At 55.3% G+C, this 18,834-nt stretch carries 14 protein-coding genes; 4 read left to right on the plus strand and 10 right to left on the minus strand.

Annotation, left to right across the window (positions count from 1 at the left end; genetic code table 11):
* Window positions 1-170 precede the first annotated feature (170 nt).
* Window positions 171-818 (plus strand): FCD domain-containing protein, encoded by a 648-nt coding sequence (locus tag H5P30_RS19990; protein ID WP_185694689.1) that lies wholly within the window; start codon window positions 171-173, stop codon window positions 816-818.
* Window positions 819-1,486: 668 nt separating this feature from the next.
* Here the strand turns inward: H5P30_RS19990 and atzF are convergent.
* From atzF to H5P30_RS20030, 8 genes are all read right to left on the minus strand, one after another.
* Complete coding sequence (atzF, locus tag H5P30_RS19995; RefSeq protein ID WP_185694690.1) at window positions 1,487-3,277, minus strand: allophanate hydrolase; 1,791 nt, start codon at window positions 3,275-3,277, stop codon at window positions 1,487-1,489.
* A gap of 12 nt (window positions 3,278-3,289) precedes the next feature.
* Window positions 3,290-6,898: an urea carboxylase gene (gene uca, locus H5P30_RS20000; RefSeq protein WP_185694691.1), complete on the minus strand. Its 3,609-nt coding sequence runs from the start codon at window positions 6,896-6,898 to the stop codon at window positions 3,290-3,292.
* A gap of 7 nt (window positions 6,899-6,905) precedes the next feature.
* On the minus strand, window positions 6,906-7,637 hold the full coding sequence (urtE, locus tag H5P30_RS20005; protein WP_185694692.1) for an urea ABC transporter ATP-binding subunit UrtE: 732 nt from the start codon (window positions 7,635-7,637) through the stop codon (window positions 6,906-6,908).
* Between the two features lie 8 nt (window positions 7,638-7,645).
* Window positions 7,646-8,431 carry an urea ABC transporter ATP-binding protein UrtD gene (gene urtD / locus H5P30_RS20010; protein WP_185694693.1) on the minus strand — a complete coding sequence of 262 codons (786 nt, stop codon included), beginning with the start codon at window positions 8,429-8,431 and terminating at the stop codon, window positions 7,646-7,648.
* Between the two features lie 24 nt (window positions 8,432-8,455).
* Window positions 8,456-9,586: an urea ABC transporter permease subunit UrtC gene (gene urtC / locus H5P30_RS20015; protein WP_185694694.1), complete on the minus strand. Its 1,131-nt coding sequence runs from the start codon at window positions 9,584-9,586 to the stop codon at window positions 8,456-8,458.
* Between the two features lie 23 nt (window positions 9,587-9,609).
* Window positions 9,610-11,307: an urea ABC transporter permease subunit UrtB gene (gene urtB, locus H5P30_RS20020; protein WP_185694695.1), complete on the minus strand. Its 1,698-nt coding sequence runs from the start codon at window positions 11,305-11,307 to the stop codon at window positions 9,610-9,612.
* Window positions 11,308-11,458: 151 nt separating this feature from the next.
* Window positions 11,459-12,742, minus strand: coding sequence for an urea ABC transporter substrate-binding protein (urtA, locus tag H5P30_RS20025; protein ID WP_185694696.1), 1,284 nt, complete (start codon window positions 12,740-12,742; stop codon window positions 11,459-11,461).
* 84 nt (window positions 12,743-12,826) lie between these two features.
* Window positions 12,827-13,675 carry a hypothetical protein gene (locus H5P30_RS20030; RefSeq protein WP_185694697.1) on the minus strand — a complete coding sequence of 283 codons (849 nt, stop codon included), beginning with the start codon at window positions 13,673-13,675 and terminating at the stop codon, window positions 12,827-12,829.
* Window positions 13,676-14,039: 364 nt separating this feature from the next.
* Between H5P30_RS20030 and H5P30_RS20035 the strand changes: the two genes are divergently transcribed.
* Together H5P30_RS20035 and H5P30_RS20040 are read left to right on the plus strand one after the other, a co-directional pair.
* Entirely contained in the window at window positions 14,040-14,444 is a 405-nt protein-coding gene (locus H5P30_RS20035) for an ExbD/TolR family protein (protein WP_185694698.1), read from the plus strand.
* Between the two features lie 5 nt (window positions 14,445-14,449).
* Window positions 14,450-14,899 (plus strand): ExbD/TolR family protein, encoded by a 450-nt coding sequence (locus tag H5P30_RS20040; RefSeq protein WP_185694699.1) that lies wholly within the window; start codon window positions 14,450-14,452, stop codon window positions 14,897-14,899.
* Window positions 14,900-14,961: 62 nt separating this feature from the next.
* Here the strand turns inward: H5P30_RS20040 and H5P30_RS20045 are convergent, their stop codons facing one another.
* Window positions 14,962-15,228 carry a hypothetical protein gene (locus H5P30_RS20045; RefSeq protein WP_185694700.1) on the minus strand — a complete coding sequence of 89 codons (267 nt, stop codon included), beginning with the start codon at window positions 15,226-15,228 and terminating at the stop codon, window positions 14,962-14,964.
* Between the two features lie 144 nt (window positions 15,229-15,372).
* Between H5P30_RS20045 and H5P30_RS20050 the strand changes: the two genes are divergently transcribed.
* Window positions 15,373-16,635: a hypothetical protein gene (locus tag H5P30_RS20050; RefSeq protein ID WP_185694701.1), complete on the plus strand. Its 1,263-nt coding sequence runs from the start codon at window positions 15,373-15,375 to the stop codon at window positions 16,633-16,635.
* 87 nt (window positions 16,636-16,722) lie between these two features.
* Here the strand turns inward: H5P30_RS20050 and H5P30_RS20055 are convergent, their stop codons facing one another.
* Window positions 16,723-17,373 (minus strand): tetratricopeptide repeat protein, encoded by a 651-nt coding sequence (locus H5P30_RS20055; RefSeq protein ID WP_185694702.1) that lies wholly within the window; start codon window positions 17,371-17,373, stop codon window positions 16,723-16,725.
* Window positions 17,374-18,834 lie beyond the last annotated feature (1,461 nt).

Consider the following 18,834-nt stretch of genomic DNA (forward strand, 5'->3'; position numbering starts at 1 on the left):
CCCTCACCCCGGTCGCCATTGCGGAATGAAATGGACTGCTGTGTTGAATTTTTTTTGAGAATTTCATTCGCATCTTCGCGGTATCCCAAGATATAACGAATGGAACGACCCCACGAGTGATTGATGAAATGACCACTGGTTCGAAAGTACGCCAAAGCCGCAGTGAATTCGTGTTTAAACGCTTGGAGCAGCGAATTTTATCTTGGAAATATCTGCCCGGCCACCACTTGAAAGAGGATGAGATTTGCACGGAGTTCAATGTGAGTCGCATCCCCGTACGGGAAGCATTGGGTCGTCTCAGTCAGATCCACTTGGTCGAACGCAAGCCCAACATGGGCTGCACCGTCAAACGCTGGACCGTCGACGAGCTGACCGAATTCTATGAACTCCGGCTCGCCCTGGAAAGCTACGTGGTCGAGACCTTGGCCCGCGAGGGTCCTCCGGAAGGCGCCTTTGATTCCCTCCAGGAAGCGTGGAGAAAACACCGAGACTTCCCCGAGGAATGCGTGGTATCCGGTCTGGATTGGAGCCGCCGCGACGAAAAGTTTCACATCGGGATCTGCGAGGTGCTCGGTAATCAGCAAATTCTCTCTACCCTTCAGGATATCAATGCCCGACTCCGTTTTCTGCGGGTCAAAGACATCAACTCTCCTGAACGCATCCGAATCAGCAGCAACCAGCATCTCGCCATTCTCAAAGCCATTCTTTCCGGGGACGCCGAGACCGCCAAGCGCACCCTGCGAAAAAATATCTATACCGGAAAATCGAACGTAGAGTCGTCCCTGCGGGATATTCTCATCGAAGCGTATTCGATGTAGGGATGGGTCGATAGCGAGTTATGGAGAAAATGCGTCTTTGAGGGTGAACGGCCCGGGTCCGCTCCGGCGCACGAGAGCTGGAAGCTCTCGCTACTTTGGTTTAGTTCAACTCTGTCAGCGATCGACTTTGCCGACATGAGCTCAATCCATTCACTCGGTCTCACGGACGGGGTCCGCTCCGGCGCACGAGAGCTGGAAGCTCTCGCTACTTTGGTTTGATTCAACTCTGTCAGCGATCGACTTTGCCGACATGAGCTCAATCCATTCGATTGGCCTTACGGCCGGGGACCGATCCGACGCACAAGAGCTGGAAGCTCTCGCTACTTTGGTTTGATTCGACTCTGTCACCGATCGACTTTGCCGACATGAGCTCAATCCATTCACTCGGTCTCACGGACGGGGTCCGCTCCGACGCACAAGAGCTGGAAGCTCTCGCTACTTTGGTTTGATTCGACTCTGTCACCGATCGACTTTGCCGACATGAGCTCAATCCATTCACTCGGTCTCACGGACGGGGTCCGCTCCGACGCACGAGAGCTGGAAGCTCTCGCTACTTTGAGGGAGGCTTCGGGTGCTCAGTGAGAGACGATCCAGCCTGTGGGTGGGATGCTTTAGCACCCACCGCCTCGCGTTTTATCTTTCACCGAATTCTCGAAGCTACCCCTACTCTATTTCTTCTCCAGAAAGACTCTCCAGGAACCGAGGTCGGTGATCTCTTGCGCGCCTTCTACGGCGCAGGCTTCGCCGATGAAACCGACTTCCTCGCGTCCCCCAACCAGCGTCACCTTCCCCAATCCCAAGGGTTGACCGATGCCTTTGAGGAATTTGCCAAGATTCTTCAGGGGCAGTGACCAGACTTCGACGAGAATGGTTGATCCTCCTTCAGCCTGGCGGACTAAGGCTGGTCGAGCCGGTTCACCTTCGAGAGCGTAGAAACGATAAACCGAATCGGTCGCGGTCTCCTCGAGGAATGTCGCGCCCAAATCCGTGAGCTGATGATTCAACGGCAACCCTTTCATATGAGCTCCGCAGACCACAACCGGCACGGTTTCCTCGACGGGAAGGGATTCCCCGACTGTCGCCGGAGGCACCGGCGTGGCAATGGCCCCGGCCGAAAGACCGGTATGGGCATGGAACTGTTCACCCAACTTCAGCAGCTCGTAATCGTGAAAAGCGGCGGCGAAAAAGGTGACCCCATGAGGCAAGCCGTCTGGACGCATTCCGCAAGGAACCGCGAGACCGGAGAGGTCCATGAGGTTCATGAAATTGGTATAGTACCCGAGGCGACTGTTGAGGGTCACCGGGTCGGCTTCGACTTCGGCGATGGTGTAGACCGTGGGGCAAGTGGGAGACATGAGGGCGTCCATCTCGTCCATGATCAACCCTGCCTTTTGCCGCAGTTCTTGAATACGGTAATGGGTCTTGAAGAAATCCAGAGCGGTATACTGATCGCCTTTCTCGATAATGGACCGGGTCACCGGATGAAGGATTTCGGGACACTCCGCGAGGACCTCCTCAAGGGCGATGAACCGCTCCGCAAGCCACGGACCCTCGTAGAGCAATCGGGCCGTTTCGAGAAACGGCTCGAAATCAATCGGAACCACCTCGTAGCCGAAAGCGATGAGATGGTTGACCGCATCGTCGAAAATTTTTGCCGTGGCTTTGTCGCCAAAGAATTCGAGCTGCGACGGACGAGGAACACCGACCTTCTTCTTCGGCTCGGCCAACTCCGGCGGATCCATTTTCCGTGAATAGGGATCGTTCGCATCAAACTGGGCCGCAACCTCGAATACCGTCTGGGCATCCCCACAGTTGAGGGCAAACACGGAAATACAATCAAGGCTCTTGCAGGCGGGAATCAGCCCGCTGTTGCTAAAGGCCCCGCGACTCGGCTTCAACCCGACCAAATTGTTCAGCGAGGCAGGAACCCGACCCGAGCCCGCCGTATCAGTTCCGAGCGAAAACGAGACCATGCCGGACGCTACCGCGACGGCCGATCCCGAACTCGAACCGCCGGGAATGTAGTCCGAATTAAAAGAATTGCCCGGAAAGCCATACGGCGAGCGCACCCCGACTAGCCCGGTTGCAAACTGGTCCAGATTCGTCTTGCCGACTGGAATCGCTCCGGCAGCCATCAGAAGCTTCACCACGTGCGCCGACTCGGAAGGGAAGTAACCATACTCTTCGCAAGCGGCAGTGGTCCGCAAACCCTCCAGATCAATGTTGTCCTTGATCGCAAACGGAATACCGTAGAGCGGGAGATCTTCAATGTTCTGCTCGGCCAGCTTTCCCGCGAGCTCCAGACAAGATTCCCGCGAGGACCGTGAGATCCAGATTTTGGGATCACCCGCGTCGATCCGGTCGAAAATCTGGTGGATGACTGCTTCCGGAGAGGTCTCCCCGCTACGGTAAAGGCGCCGCAGTTCTTCTATGGTTAAATTGATCGTAGGATCTTGCATGTTCTTCAAATTCTAGTGGGTTTTCACGAGAAGCAATTGCTGACCAGTTTTCACCGAGGAGCCTTCCTCCGCGATAATTTTCGTGACTTCCCCACCGGAAATCGCGACCACATTGATCTCCATTTTCATCGCTTCGAGTATGATCAGGGTTTGGCCGGCCTCCACCGTTTCCCCCTCTTGGACGAGGATCTTCCAAACATTTCCGTTAATATGACTGGTGACCGCCTCGTGCCCTTCGGGCAGCTCCATCTCCTCAGGCGGTGGAGCCTCTTCCCAGGTTTCATTGGCAGCGGCTTGCCCGGCCTCCTCCCAACGTTGGCGTTCTTCCTCGAAAGCCTTTTGCTGAGTCGCTTGGAAGGTCCCGATCGACTCCTGATTTTCAGCCACAAACTCGTTATACTTCTTCAGGCTGAAGGTTTCCGTCTCGATCTTGATCTCGTATTCCCCGGAATGGAAATCGCGACGCATCCGAACCAACTCTTCCTCCGAAACCGGAAAGAAGCGAACTTGGTCAAAGAACCGGAGTAGCCAAGGTTTCTCCGGCTCAAAAGGTCCCGTCGACAAGTAGCGATTCCAGATCGGAAGCGATTGCCCGACGAGCTGATACCCGCCCGGGCTATCCATCCCATAGATACACATATAGACTCCTCCGATTCCAACCGTTCCTTCCGCAGTCCACGTCCGGGCCGGATTGTATTTGGTGGTCAAGAGGCGGTGCCGGGGATCTACGGGAACCGCCGCTGGAGCACCGAGATAGACATCGCCCAGCCCCATCACCAAGTAGCTGGCACTGAAGACAATCTTTTCCACCTCCTCGACAGATTCGAGCCCGTTGATCCGCCGAATAAATTCGATATTGCTCGGGCACCAAGGAGCGTCTTTGCGAACGGATTTTTCGTATTTGCGCACCGCCATCTGCGTCATCTCGTTGTTCCAGCTCATCGGCAGGTGCAACACCCGGGTTGGGATCTCCAACTCGTCGACGCCGGGGAGTTCCTTCTCGGCTTGGAGCAATGCCTCCATGAGTTGGTCCAAGGTCAACATCCGTGAATCGTAGTGAATCTGCAACGTGCGCACTCCGGGCGTAACGTCGATGATTCCCGGCAGATCGTTTTTCTCGATCCACTGCATCAAAGAGTAAACTCGGAAACGCAGGCTGATATCGAGAACGATCGGACCGTATTCAATGAGAAGATACTTATCGCCGCAGGGCCGATAGGTCACCCGGACCGGATTCTCATCCTCGGTCAGCAGCGCTTTGATACAGGAACCGCGGTCGGAATTCGTGGTCACAAAAGGCGTGTGCACTGCCCGGTCGAGCCTCGCAATGGCGGAGTCCTGATCCTGCTCGAGCGAGTTCGCCTCCTCCTGGGAAATGGTCGAGAACCGAACGGTGTCGCCTGGACGGATCTGTCCGGTCATCCACAAATCGGCTTGAACGATGGTTACGGCACAGACAAAACCGCCAAGACTCGGACCGTCCGGCCCGAGGATGATCGGCATGTCCCCGGTAAAGTTGATGGCGCCGATAGCGTAGGGATTGTCGTGAACATTCGACGGGTGCAGCCCAGCCTCCCCTCCGTCCGTGCGGGCCCATTTGGGCTTCGTTGGTGCGATCAGGCGAATCCCGGTGCGGGCCGAATTGTAGTGAACTTCAAATTTCGATTCGAGGAAGGCATCAATGTCTTCTTCGAGGAAGAAGTCAGGCGCGCCGTGTGGACCGTAGGTCACCCGGATCTCCCATTCATTCGAATACTCGGGGATCGAAGACTTCTCAATATCCGGGCATTCAGAAGCATCGGTTTTCGTTTCCGCAAAAAGATGGAGGACATCCCCGGCCACGAGAGTCCGACCGGCGTGACCACCGAATTGCCCCATAGCAAAGGTGGACTTGCTGCCGAGATAATCCGGCACGTCAAACCCTCCGGCGACCGCAAGATAGGTCCGGCAGCCGACGTCTCCGACGCTGCCAAGCTTGAGTACCGAACCGGAATCCACCGAAAAGGCCTTCCAGAAAGGCACGGGCATCCCGTCCAACTCGGCTGGCATCTCCGCACCCGTGAGAGCGAGCACCGCCTTTTGGTTAAACTTCAGCGTTGGGCCGCTCAGCGTAATCTCCAAGGCGGCCGCCCCCGACTCGTTTCCGACCAGGCGGTTGGCCACGCGGAACGCGAGCCCATCCATCGGTCCGGAAGGAGGGACTCCGATATCCCAATAGCCCAAGCGCCCCGGATAGTCCTGAATGCTGGTCTGGGTCCCGGGAACGAGAACATCGACCGCAGTGGTCTCGTATTCGAAAGTTTTGAGGAAGGCCGTCGTAATTTTCCCACCGACAAAAGTGGGATCGTCAATGATCCGCCGCAGGTATTCGAGATTCAGCTCGATCCCGTAGATCTGGGATTGATCAATTGCCTCCCTCATCTTCTCGATTGCTTCGGTCCGATCCTTCCCGTGGACAATGATTTTGGCCAGGAGTGGATCGTAATGGGGAGTCACCTCCGTGCCCCGAGAGACCCAGGTATCGCAGCGAACGCCCTCGGGAAAAGATACTTCGGTCAATGTCCCCGACGAAGGTTGGTAGTCCTTGCGAGGATCTTCGGCATAGACCCGGACCTGGATCGAATGCCCGCAAACTGGCACGGCTTCGTAATCGCCGGTAGGGTCCTCCCCTCCCCCGAGTTTCAACATCCACTCCACCAAGTCGACTCCGGTGACCTCTTCACTCACCCCGTGCTCCACCTGGAGGCGGGTATTCACTTCGAGGAAATAGAAATCCTCGGTATCGGCATTAACCAAGAACTCCACCGTTCCAGCAGACCGGTAGCCGACTGAGCTGGCGAGTCGACGTGCGGAGGCCGCCAGGCCCCCCCGCAAATCGTCCGAAATCCCCGGAGCCGGGGTTTCTTCAATCACCTTCTGGTTCCGGCGCTGACTCGAGCAATCCCGTTCGCCCAAAGTGACGATCTTGCCGTCGCCGTTGCCGAAGATCTGCACCTCCACGTGACGGGCCCGACTGACAAATTTCTCCAAATAGATTCCGGCTTGGCCAAAATTGGCCTGACTCAAGTGCTCGACCTCATCGAAGGCCTTGGCCAAAGCGCCGGGCTCCTCGCAGACGCGCATTCCGATGCCCCCACCGCCAGCCACACTTTTAAGAATCACCGGATACCCTATCGATTCTCCAAGCTCCAGTGCTTCATCCGCGGAAGCCAGCAGCCCCGTTCCCGGCAACATGGGAACATCGCTCTTCTCGGCCAACTCACGGGCCGTGTGCTTTAGTCCAAACTTTTCAATCTGTTCCGGTGTCGGCCCGATGAAAGCAATCCCAGCGTCTTCACAAGCCTGGGCGAACTCGAGGTTCTCACTCAACAACCCGTATCCGGGATGCACCCCATCCGCGCCGGTCTCTTTACAAATCTCAATAATCTTATCGGCTTTGAGATAGCTTTCCGAGACAGGAGCCGGCCCTAAGCAATACGCTTCGTCGGCCTCAAGGACATGTGGAGTGTGACGATCTGCTTCCGAAAAAACGGCCACCGTCGGAATGTTCAGCTTCTGGCAAGACTTGAGGATCCGGCAGGCGATCTCCCCACGATTGGCAATCAATACTTTCTTTAACATAAACTGATTAGACTTGGAGGTGGCTGGTTACGATTTCATCGGACAATTCAGCAATGGATCCCTGGGCAACGGTCATCCCCCGATCCATCACGTAGAAACGGTCACTGACCGCTTTGGCAAAATCCAGATACTGCTCAACGAGTAGGATTCCCATCCGCCCGGTCTCGCGAAGCATTTTGATGGTATCCTCAATCTGGTCGATGATCGACGGCTGGATGCCTTCGGTCGGCTCGTCGAGAATCAGCAGTTTGGGGCAGGTCAAGAGTGCGCGGGCAATCGCCAGCTGCTGCTGCTGCCCCCCGCTGAGCACCCCTCCCTTCCGCTTCAGCATATCTTTGATGACGGGAAAAAGAGTGTAGACAAAATCGAGCTGCTCGCGCGCCTTGTCGCCGTGGACGATGATCGCGGTTTGGAGGTTTTCCCAGACCGTCAAAGTCGGAAAGATGTGGCGGCCCTGAGGGACGTAGGCCAGACCTTGGCGCGCTCTTTTCTCCGGGGCAAACCCTTGGATGGCCTCTCCGTCGAGAATTACTTCCCCTTCCGTCGAATCGACCAAGCCGTAGATGGCCTTGAGGGTCGTGGTCTTCCCCACTCCGTTTCGGCCCATGAGGGACACGACCTTCCCAGGGGGGACTTCCAGGTCCACACCGCGAATGATAATTGACTGGTCGTAATACGCTTTGAGCCCTCGGGTTTCGAGAACCAGCTTTTCAGGAGAATCGTTGTTTTCCGCTTTCATGATTCGCCTTACTTTTCGTGCTGTCGGCCCAAATACACTTCAACCACTCTCGGGTCAGACTGAACGTGATCAATACTGCCCTCCCTCAAAATGGAGCCCTGATGCAAAACCGTAACCTTGGTCGCAATCTGACGTACAAAAACCATGTCGTGCTCGATGACGATGAGGCTGTGAGCTCCCGCGAGACTGAGAAGCAACTCCCCCGTTCGCTCCGTCTCCTCGTCGGTCATCCCGGCAGCAGGCTCATCGACCAGGAGGAGTTTGGGATCCTGCGCCAGCAACATACCAATCTCCAGCCACTGCTTCTGTCCATGCGAGAGGGATCCGGCGATCAGTTGTTTCTTTTCAGTCATCCGGATTGTCTCGAGGATCTCATCAATTCGTTCCCGGTCCGCGGGCGTCTCCCGGTAGAACAGGGTCGCGAAGACTCCCCGGTTGCGGTTCAGGGACATCAGAAGATTGTCGTATACGGTGTGATCGGAATAGACTGAGGGAGTCTGAAACTTGCGGCTGATTCCCAATCGATTGATTTGGTGCTCCCTCATTTTTGTGAGCTGAACCCCTTCTCCCGGTCCAAACTCGATCCTGCCGCTGTCAGGACGAATGCGGCCGGTAATCAGATCAAGGAACGTGCTTTTTCCCGCACCATTGGGACCGATGATCGTCCGTAATTCACCCTTATCGATGTAGAGATTCAGGTCATCAATCACCTTAAACCCGTCAAAGCTCTTGTTGAGACCTTCGCAGGTGAGGATGAACTCTTTCTTGGATGCGGCCTGTTCTTGGGTCGACATGAATAGAATTAGATACAGGGTAAATCAGGCAGCACTCTCGGCTTCCTTGTTCTTCTGGAACCAGTGACGATACCGTTTGTAGGACGACTTCAATTGTTGCGGGAGGCCGACGATCCCGTTGGGCATAAAGAGGACGACGAAGACGAAAAGCGCCCCGAGGATGATCAGCCAGTAATCCGGATAATGATAGGTGCTGTAGCTCTTCAGCCAGTTTACGAAGACCGCACCAATTACTGGCCCCAGGATGGTTGCCCGGCCACCTACAGCAACCCAGACGACGATTTCCAGCGACTTGCTCGGGCGCATCTCTTCGGGATTGATAATCCCCACTTGGGGAACATAGAGGGCTCCGACGATCCCTGCCATAATAGCGGCAACCACAAAGATCGCCAACTTGTAGGTCGTGGTCGAATACCCGGAAAATCGCACGCGGTTCTCACTGTCACGGATTGCCCGTTGAATCTTTCCGAATTTCGTGCGGGTGAGCCACCAGATAAAAAAGAGACAGAGGGATAAGTAGACCGCAGTCACCGTGAACAAGGTTCGCTGAGTCACCGGATCGAAGATCTTGCTCCCAAGAATCGTCTTAAAATCCGTAAAGCCGTTGTTTCCGCCGAAGGTAAAACTGTTCTGAAAGAACATAAGGCAGGCGGCATAGGTCAGAGCCTGAGTGATGATGGCAAAATAGACCCCTTTGATCCGCGCCCGAAAGGCAAGAAAACCAAAGATCCCAGCGACGATTCCGGGAACCAAAAGGACGGCAAATACGGCGAACCCAAAACTGTCGAAGGGCACCCAGTGCGCGGGCAATTCCTTATACCCGAGAAAGACCATAAAATCGGGAAGCTCGCTCTTGTAAGCGCCCTGTTCGCCGATTTTCAGCATCAGGTGCATGCCCAGGGCATAACCGCCCAGAGCGAAAAAGAGCCCCTGTCCGAGACAGAGCAATCCAGTGTATCCCCAGAGAAGATTGAGGGAAACCGCCAGCCCCGCGTAGCAGAGGTATTTCCCCCAGAGGTTCAGCTGGTAATCGCTGACAAAGAAAAAGGAACTTTCAGAGCCAAATGCATTCAGCATCGGCATAGCAACCACCACGATCAGCGTAACAATGATGATTCCGATCAGGGAGCGTTGGCTTTCGCTAATTTTGGTCATGAGATTACAAATAAGCTAAAGGATCAATCCAAGTTGCGGCTCTTCGAGGGGAACAGGCCGCCTGGCTTCCACTGGAGGAAGAGGATAATGGCAATGAGGACGCAGATCCGCCCCATCACCGGTCCGAGCAGAGGCTGCAGGGCCTGATCGGTGACTCCGATTCCCAAAGCGGAAATCACGGTGCCCACGATATTCCCGACTCCACCGGCGACGACGACCATAAAGCTGTCGACAATGTAGCTCTGCCCGAGGTTGGACCCGACACTTCCTATCTGGGAAAGGAAGACTCCCGCCAAGCCGGCCAGTCCGGACCCGAAAGCGAAGGTCATCATCCGCACCCGGTTGATCCGGATCCCCATCGCCGCCGCCATTTGTGGATCCTGCATCACTGCCCGAATCGAAAGACCAAACGGAGTCCTCGACATGAGGAGCCATGTGCCAACCACGATCAGAATGGCGAAGCCGATCACGAAAATCCGGTTGAATCCGAAAGTGATGTCAAAGATCTCCACATTCCCCAGCAACCAGGATGGAGAGCGGACTTGGCGATTCGCCGCCCCGAAGACCAACCGAAAGCCCTGCTGTAGAATCAGCGAGACTCCCCAAGTCGCCAGAAGGGATTCCAAAGGACGTTTGTAAAGAAATTGGATCACCGTCCGCTCCAGCACCAAGCCACAAAGAGCCGCGACGATGAATGAAAATGGAATCGCAAAGAGGAAGTAGGTTTCCAATGCGAAAGTCGACTGGGAGAAGACCGTATAGAAAATCTGTTGACTGATGTAGGCGGCGTAGGCTCCGATCGCAATCATCTCCCCGTGAGCCATGTTGATGACCCCCATCAAGCCGAAGGTTATGGCCAGCCCCAGAGCGACGATCAGAAGAACCGCTCCCAGACTCAGCCCGCGAAAGCAGGTCCCAACAAAATCAGTGACCGAAATGTAGCTCTCGATCGAGGCGATGGACTCGTCCAATTCGGCTTTCTCTTCTTCGGTCAAGGGATACGGCGCATAGCCGTCATTGATATCGTGGCGGAGGTTCTTCAGAGCGTCCAAACCCGCGATCGAGTTCCGATCTTTCAATACCTGGATTGATTCCATTTGCTCCTCCTTGCTGCCGTGGGCGAGCATGGAAACCGCAATCCCTTCCTCAAGGGCTTCGATGACCAAAGGCTCGGTCTCCTTCGAGCTCAATTCACGAAGCTTGGGAAGGATGTCTTTGTCCTGCTTAAGCCCCAATTTCAGGGCGGCGTCGGCCCGATCACTGACATCGGGAGTGCTCAGTGCCAAAAGGTCCACCGTCATGGTGAAGACCCGGCGAGTCTTTCGGCCCGGCCGCGCCATTTCCATTTTCTCCGGATCGAGAACCAAAGGATTCCCCGCCTCGTCGACAATGATTTCGCCGTCTACGATTCGGCTATAAGTCGAGGCTTCCCCCTCGGTCTCCGCCTCGTGCTCAAGGACAGGAATGGGATCCACATCGGGATCCGTTTGATAAAGGTAGATCTTTCCGCGTTTCCAAAATTCAAGGTAGTCCGGCACTATCGGTGCAGCGGTGCTGGAAAGAGATTCAACAAGAGCCGTTTGCTCTTTGCCGCTGGAGAGGATGGCCTCCACCAGGATTTGTCTTGCCTGCGCTTCATCCGCCCTCAGGTCGGATGCCAGCCCAAACAATACCAGAAGAAAGACTCTGGTGATTAGGGTAATCGTGACACGGGATTTCATCACAGAGATAGATATGAGAGAGTGGCGCTGGTCCCGAAAAGATAAGTTCCATCAGGGAGGAGCGGGCCGCCGCTCCGACTCCTCCCCTTTGGAACTATCCGAAGGGTTAACTCCGGTTCTTCAAACAACTAATACTAATTAATTGGATTCATTACTCCTCCGAGAAGGTGCCCTTTAGGAAGGGTTCACCGTAGACGTCGTCGAATGATTCAATGACTTCGAACTGACCATCGGGAAGCGTCTCACCGATGTAGACGTTCTTCGTCAGGTGATGGTTTTCCTGGGTGGTCACAGTGCCGCCAGGGCCATCGAAGGAGATGCCGCTCTCCAGAGCTGAAATCACCTTATCCACGTCGAAGCTCCCCGCTTTTTCCACAGCTTTCTTCCAGAGATACACCCCGTCGTAGGAGAGGACCATGGGGCTGCAAGTCACACGACCGTCCCGTTCGAGACCATCCACGTCAGCAGTCTGGAGCCAATCTTGGAAGTTGGCGACAAACTCTTCGTTTTCCGGAGTATCGAGGGACATGAAGTAGGTCCAGCAACCGAGCTGTCCGACGAGGTCTTCAGCCGGAAGGCTTCGGAACTCGTCCTCGGACAGACTAAAGGAAACGACCGGCACCTCTTCCGCGGTAAGACCGGCAGCAGCATACTCTTTGAAGAATGCCACGTTCGAGTCACCGTTGATGGTATTGATGACGGCTGCGTCTCCGCTAGCTGCGAACTTTTTGATGTCCGCCATGATTTGCTGATAGTCGGTGTGACCGAACGGAGTGTAGGTTCCGGCTGAGATCACCTCACCGTCCGCGTCCTTGCGAAGACCGCCACCGATGTTGCGGAGAGGAATGCCCTTCGAGAGAAGGTATTCCAACAACACGAGGTTGGTGGTCTGCGGGTAGACATAGTCGGTGCCAATCAGGTAGAACTTGTCGCGTCCTTCTTCGAGGAGGAAGTCAACCGCAGGGATTGCCTGCTGATTCACTGCTTCCGCCGTATAGAAGATATTCGGCGACTGCTCTTCCCCTTCGTATTGAACCGGGTAGAACAGAAGACCGTCATACTCTTCGAAGACCGGAAGAACCGACTTGCGGCTCACGGAAGTCCAACAACCGAAGGTAACCGCAACCTCGTCTTGGACGAGAAGCTGCTTGGCTTTCTCTGCAAAGAGCGGCCAATCAGAAGCACCATCGACCACAATGGGTTCGATCTGCTTACCGAGAACGCCGCCGTCTGCGTTGATTTCATCGATTGCGAAGAGCAAAACGTCCCGTAGAGAGGTCTCACTGATGGCCATGGTTCCACTCAAGGAGTGGAGAATACCGACTTTAACGGTGTCATCCTCGTCCGCCTGGGCATGGAGGCCCAGAAGCGCGCCGGCAGACACAAGAGCGCCCGCACGGAAACTGCGTAAGAGTTTACGAAATGATTGATGCATATTTTCTAAGTAGGATCGTTTGAGTTCTGTTGGTTTTCAGTTCGCTCAGGGATGAGACGCTGAAATGGGATGTAATCTCCAAACTTAGAAATCCATTCCGATACCGATGTTCCCGGTAACGAAAGTTTCTTCCGGATTGCCGGGAATGGTGTCGTCAGGAGTGTAGTAGAAGTAAGCTCCACCATGCACATTCCAAGCACCGTAGGCTTCGGAAATAAAGGAGAGAGGGAAGGAAATTTCCGGACCCACAGAGACATAAGTCAGGCCAGCATCACCACCGTAGTAGTCATCCGTGTTGAAGGCCACGTTGGCACCGAGAGAGATGTCGAGGCTTTCGTAGGAAGTGCCTTCGGAAACACCGAGAACGACAACGGTTCCGGTATCCTGATCACCATTCCCATCAACGCGATTGTGAACCACGATCGTCGGGTTAAGGAAAGTCGCATAGCTGGCCATCAAGTCGAGGATGCGCTCAGCGTCACCGCCATAGATCCACTCCTGGTAGGTCACTTCGAAATTCCAGTCTCCGACGGCATAACCAACGCCCGCCCAGAAATCGACTTCCTGAATATCGTCACCGATGCCGGATTCCGCCAGATCATTGATGTCGAACCACATTCCACCGAAGACATAAACCTCTTCGGTAATCGCTGCCGTCAATCCAAGCGAAGGCTGGAAAAGGAATTCTGCATCCGACCCTGTTCCCCAGACGTCGGAACCGTATGAAATAAAGTGAGTATTCACGTCGAGACTCAGCCAACCGCTGATCGCCGAACCCACTGCCGCCTCCTCAACCGGAGGAGTCTCTTCCAAGGCTTCGTCGCCCGTCATTTCAAGATCCGCATTCTGTGCGGCCAGAGAAACTGCCCCACCAAACATAAGGGAGAGCGCCAACCATTTTTGAAGCCTTTCGGCCGAGTATTTAGTCTTCATTTTTCGTTCTGTTGCTTTGTTCGTTGTGTGTCAGGTGAACGAGTTTCGGCAGAGACCACCGAAGCCCATACACTCATATCCATGAATGTATACAATCTTGTATAAGCAACGGGTATGCCAATTTACGCGACTCGCGGCAAAAACCGGAAATGGTCCAGAGAAAGCCCTCTTTTCGTAAAAATTCCCCTAAGGACAGATAAAATCTGCACTTTTGGGAGGGTCCGTAGTCAGATCCTACAACAATTCCGTCACGGTCGAGTGAATCGATGAACAATGACGCGTGACTCTCCCTCCTCACAAAACTCCCCGATTCTTTTTCCTTCCGTTCTACCCGGATTTCGATTCTTTAGGTTTCGTGGTCAGGATGCGCAGAAAGCCCGCCGAACCGGAAGCCTTTCAAATGGCACCGATGATCGATATGGTCTTCCTCCTCCTTGTCTTCTTTATGACCGTGAGCAACCTCGCCCAAGCCGAGAAGAGGATCAAACTCGATCTCCCGGAAAGTGAGCAAGCGGACGTTCCGGAAGATCTCTCCGATCGCACGGCAATCTCGGTCAAGGCGGACGGCACTGTATATTGGGGGGCACGTCTAGTATCGATTGACGAACTCCCCGAGGTCCTCGAGCCCCTCGTGGCCGAAACTCCGGATCTCCGCGTTCAAGTACGAGCGGATCAAGATACACCGTTTTCCGAAATCAAGAAGGTGCTGAAAGCCTGCGCTCAGGCAGGCGCTTACAACGTCATCTACTCCACCTATCAATCGGATTAGATCCCATGGCCCGTCTGAAGAAAAAAGCGCAACCCAAGCCGGAGATCCAGATCGCTCCGATGATCGACTGCGTCTTCCTCCTTCTCATTTATTTTATGGTCTCGGCCACACTTGAAAAGCAGGAGGCCGACCTTTCCTTCGAGCTTCCCGGCACCGTCGAACAGTCCGAGCCGGTGGAGATGCCCGACGAACAAATCATCGAGATTCGAGCCGATGGTCAGGTGATCGTTAACGAGTTCGCCTACGATTCTCCCGACTCCCCCCGATTTCAGGAGCTAGCGGCCATGCTCACCCGCTTTAAGGAAGCTTCGAGCGCCAATCAGGTTGACGCCATCGTCACCATCTCTCCCGCCGACCTAGCTCTTCACCAAAGCATCATCAAGGTCATGGACGCCATTTCCATCGCCGGAATCGATTCCGTCAATTTCTCACTGAGCGAATCGAGCGGAGTCTAGTCTCCGACTGTTTGCCCCTCCTACCCAGCGAAAGCTCAATCCTCTCGCGACTTTGCCCGAACTTACTCGGGGCTTCCGTTATCGTCGTAGTTGAAGATCGGCGCGTCGCCGTCCTCCTGTGCCTCCAAATTATCCTCAGTGATCTTTTCTCCAAGGCTTTCGGAATCACTCTGATCGTCCATTTCCTGAACCACGGGACTTGTTTCCATTCCATATTCGGATTGGGAGGCACATCCAAAGCCCATCAAAGCAAGGGCGAGAAGAAGAGAAGCATTGCGGATCATTACGATTACGGTGGCGGGAATTTCGCACCTAGGCAAGATCTTCATTTCGCCCTCTCAAAGGGTTAAATCGACCTTCTCCCATTCCGGCTTGGAGATTCCACTTTACTCCCCACCAGCATCCTCCTATTCGTTTCGCCAGAAGAATTTGGCCGACCAATTTCTTCCCGAACACCGTGGTCCATTCGAACCATGCCAACCATCCAGATGCTCGAGATTTCGCGAAGGAAGCGGTTTCCCTCCGCTGGCATACTATTGGCATGGGGCACCGCTTCGATTCTTCCCGGCGCAACCGCCGCCGCTCAGGAAAATGGACAATCCGAATCCCTCCTAGACTCCGTCTCGGAATTTCTCCGGAGAGGACAGCTGGAAGGGCAGATTGGGATCGGGGCAAACCAGCGAATTTACAACAACGAAGCGGGCGATGGGCCGGGACTGTCGTGGGGCTATCTGCAAACCCGCTACGTCACTCCGACCTATAACGGACTCTCGGCCGGAGGAGCTTTTCTCGCCGTAGGAGAAGTCTGGGAGGATCATACCGGAGATTTCGATTCGGTCTTCACCGAACCCTTCGACATCGAAGAGCTCTATCTCGAGTTCCTCAACGATGACCAAACCTTGGGAGCCCACATCGGGCGCAAGACCATGCCTTCGAACCCCGGTCTCGACGGCGACTATCAGCAAGGGCTCAACCTACACGCGGGAACGGAAAGCGGCTACAGTCTAGATTTCTCCATCATTGATCGCTGGATCAGGTATTCCACCTATAACTACGACCTTCATGGCATCACCGGCTGGGACGACGTTGATGCCGTAAACTCCGCGGCAGGGGAGCTATTTTTCGCTGCCGTGATCGATCTCCCCTTCAGCTCTCACTTCACTCTCAGCCCCTACTTCAATTACCAGGAAGACGTGATGGCCTACTACGGGACGACCTTCACCTCATCGATCCCGACCGAGAACCTAGCGGCCCAGAGCCACTGGGACACCCAGCTCATTCTGGCCATCTACGACAACCAGGTCCCCACCTCCATCGAACCGGACTACGAAGATGCCTGGGGCGGACTCTTGTACACCGGACTTGCCTTCGAACGTTATTCCCTTGGTGGTGGCGTCTATTGGATCAGCGACAACACCATTGATACGGGAGCCGGAGCCTTTCACATCTTCGACCCGCTCAAGGAGGACAACCTTTATCCCTATAATAACCAGAACGATTTCGAACTCTATTACCTGAAAGGCTCGGCCACTTTCGGCGACCTAACCATCAACCCGGCCATCGGCATTGGGCGAAACCATGCGATCGAATCGGATTCGATCGAAATTGACGTCCTCTTCAACTACGACCTCCCCGGCAACTTCCAACTCGAGGGCTATTTCGTCTACGTCGATTTTGAAAAAGACATTTTCCCCAGTTACTTCCTCGGCGGGGCGACGATCGGATATAACTTTTAGAAAGAGAAACGTTCCCGACCGGACAGACGAGTTCCCCTCTCCGCCCAGGGCCCAAACCCTACCCGCTCGAAAGGCTCGCGGCCAAGTTCAAAGGTCTTCAATGGCTTCGCGGATGGCTTCGTCGGAGACGCTGTCAGAAGGGACGGATAACGCCAATTCAAAGAGGGTCTTCGCCTCCTCCTCGTCGCCGACCTTATCCTCAAAAAGCCCGGCGTGAAAGTAGACAAAACGAAGAAGAGAGTCCGAATAACGCTCAGGATCCTCCCGCGCCCAATCGAGCAGAACACCAAAATCCTCTTCGGCGACATCACGGCGTCCAAAAATCCGCGGAAGCTGGTAGCTATTGATTGCGCGCACCGAGCGAACATCCGGATCCTCGGGAGCCGCGGCCACCGCATCGTCAATGGTGGCTACCCCCTTTTTCAGCCAATCCATCTTCTTGTAGAAAATCGCATCCCGCGCCCGCAGAACGTATAGATTGCCGAGAAAGACCTGAGCTCGAGCGTCATCCGGATTCTCGGCCAATATCTCTTCAAAAATTTCTTGCGCCTCGATGACGGCATCCTCGTCACCCGCCACTCCCTCCTGATGAAGATCGAGGCCTCGCGAGAACTGCTCCCGCACCGCGGGATCGTCGGACATCGGCTCGGGTCGGGCCCCCTTCTCCACCGCCTGAAGCGCAATCGCTCCGAACAGCAACATCCAAAAGCAATGACCAGCAAGAGGGGGAGGTTTCATGCTTTTCAAAGAAGCAGGATCTAATGCAAGGAAGCAAGATCTCTCGGCAGAAACCGCCCCCCCGAGGGGTTGGGCGGTGTGATCGGGTCAATCGTCAACTTCCAATCGAGAGCTGGACGTGTCCTGCGAAGCTCCCGAGCGAAGCAAGTAAGCTCTCGCTACTTTGGGCTGTCCCCCGTTCTCGCATGACTTTAGTCGTGCGATTCCTGCAGCGGGATACGCATCTGGCGTTCAGGAATGACGCGCCCGAGAGGGCACTATGATGAATCCCGGCTATCTTCAACTCGAGCCGAGAGCGCAGCTGAAGCTGCGGCCCTACTCCCGTATCACAGGCTTCCAGCCTGTGCCGCGAATCGAGAGCTGGAAGCTCTCGCTACTTTGGCCTTCCCCGTTCTCGCATGACTTTAGTCGTACGATTCCTGCAGCGGAATACGCATCTGGCGTTCAGGAATGACGCGGCCGAGAGGCCTCCATGATGAGACCCGACGGTCTTCAACTCCAGGCGGGAGCGCAGCTGAAGCTGCGGCCCTACTCCTGTACCCCAGGCTTCCAGCCTGTGACGCGAGTCGAGAGCTGGAAGCTCTCGCTACTTTGGGCTCCCGGCTCGCAGAGCTTGAGTCGTGCACGAGCCGGTCGCGGAAAATCGTAAGATTTCCGCAACCGTTCGGAATATTCCAACCCGCAGCTCCTCTTCTCCAAATTCCTCACCTATTCCTGCGCCAACGGCGCCAAACTCGTCAGGCAAGGGCAACGCCCTGGGTGACCTCAACCCTCGCAGAGATCCTGGGCCCTGAAGGGACGAAACTTCTCCGGTGCCCATGCCTTCCGCCGCAACAGAGTGACGCCCTTTCAGGGCTATTTTCGGAGGAGGACCCAATACCTAGGGCGTTGCCCTAGGCTGAGGAATCAATGCGCCTTTGGCGCGGAAGATCCAGCACTCAGGGCGTAGGAATCAACGCCCCTTTGAAGCGGAAAATCAACAGGCCCACGGCCCCAATGAACCGGTCGGACGATTTTCACCGGCGGGAAAACGCTTCAAACGAAACAAACTACCGCGCCAACGGCGCAAAACCCGTCAGCCCGGGGCAACGCCCTGGGTGACCCAACCCTCGCAGAGATCCTGGGCCCTGAAGGGACGAGAACTTCTCCTGCCCGCGCCTTCCGCCGCAACAGAGTGACGCCCTTTCAGGGCTAGCATCGGCGGAGGACCAATACCCAGGGCGTTGCCCTGGGCTTAGGAAGCAATGCGCCTTTGGCGCGGAGGATCCAGCACTCAGGGCGTTGCCCTGGGCGTAGGAATCAACGCCCCTTTTGAAGCGGAAGATCAACAGGCCCACGGCCCCAATGAACCGGTCGGACGATTTTCACCGCCGGAAAACGCTATAAACGAAACCAACTACCGCACCAACGGCGCAAAACCCGTCAGCCCGGGGCAACGCCCTGGGAAGTCTCACCCTCGTA

It is taken from the genome of Puniceicoccus vermicola (assembly GCF_014230055.1).
In the GTDB taxonomy this organism is placed as follows: domain Bacteria; phylum Verrucomicrobiota; class Verrucomicrobiia; order Opitutales; family Puniceicoccaceae; genus Puniceicoccus; species Puniceicoccus vermicola.

Coding starts and splice junctions, on each gene's coding strand:
- atzF (WP_185694690.1), bottom strand. CDS start 3,277: ATGCAAGATCCTACGATCAATTTAACCATAGAAGAACTGCGGCGCCTT.
- uca (WP_185694691.1), bottom strand. CDS start 6,898: ATGTTAAAGAAAGTATTGATTGCCAATCGTGGGGAGATCGCCTGCCGG.
- urtE (WP_185694692.1), bottom strand. CDS start 7,637: ATGAAAGCGGAAAACAACGATTCTCCTGAAAAGCTGGTTCTCGAAACC.
- urtD (WP_185694693.1), bottom strand. CDS start 8,431: ATGTCGACCCAAGAACAGGCCGCATCCAAGAAAGAGTTCATCCTCACC.
- urtC (WP_185694694.1), bottom strand. CDS start 9,586: ATGACCAAAATTAGCGAAAGCCAACGCTCCCTGATCGGAATCATCATT.
- urtB (WP_185694695.1), bottom strand. CDS start 11,307: ATGAAATCCCGTGTCACGATTACCCTAATCACCAGAGTCTTTCTTCTG.
- urtA (WP_185694696.1), bottom strand. CDS start 12,742: ATGCATCAATCATTTCGTAAACTCTTACGCAGTTTCCGTGCGGGCGCT.
- H5P30_RS20030 (WP_185694697.1), bottom strand. CDS start 13,675: ATGAAGACTAAATACTCGGCCGAAAGGCTTCAAAAATGGTTGGCGCTC.
- H5P30_RS20035 (WP_185694698.1), top strand. CDS start 14,040: ATGCGCAGAAAGCCCGCCGAACCGGAAGCCTTTCAAATGGCACCGATG.
- H5P30_RS20040 (WP_185694699.1), top strand. CDS start 14,450: ATGGCCCGTCTGAAGAAAAAAGCGCAACCCAAGCCGGAGATCCAGATC.
- H5P30_RS20045 (WP_185694700.1), bottom strand. CDS start 15,228: ATGAAGATCTTGCCTAGGTGCGAAATTCCCGCCACCGTAATCGTAATG.
- H5P30_RS20050 (WP_185694701.1), top strand. CDS start 15,373: ATGCCAACCATCCAGATGCTCGAGATTTCGCGAAGGAAGCGGTTTCCC.
- H5P30_RS20055 (WP_185694702.1), bottom strand. CDS start 17,373: ATGAAACCTCCCCCTCTTGCTGGTCATTGCTTTTGGATGTTGCTGTTC.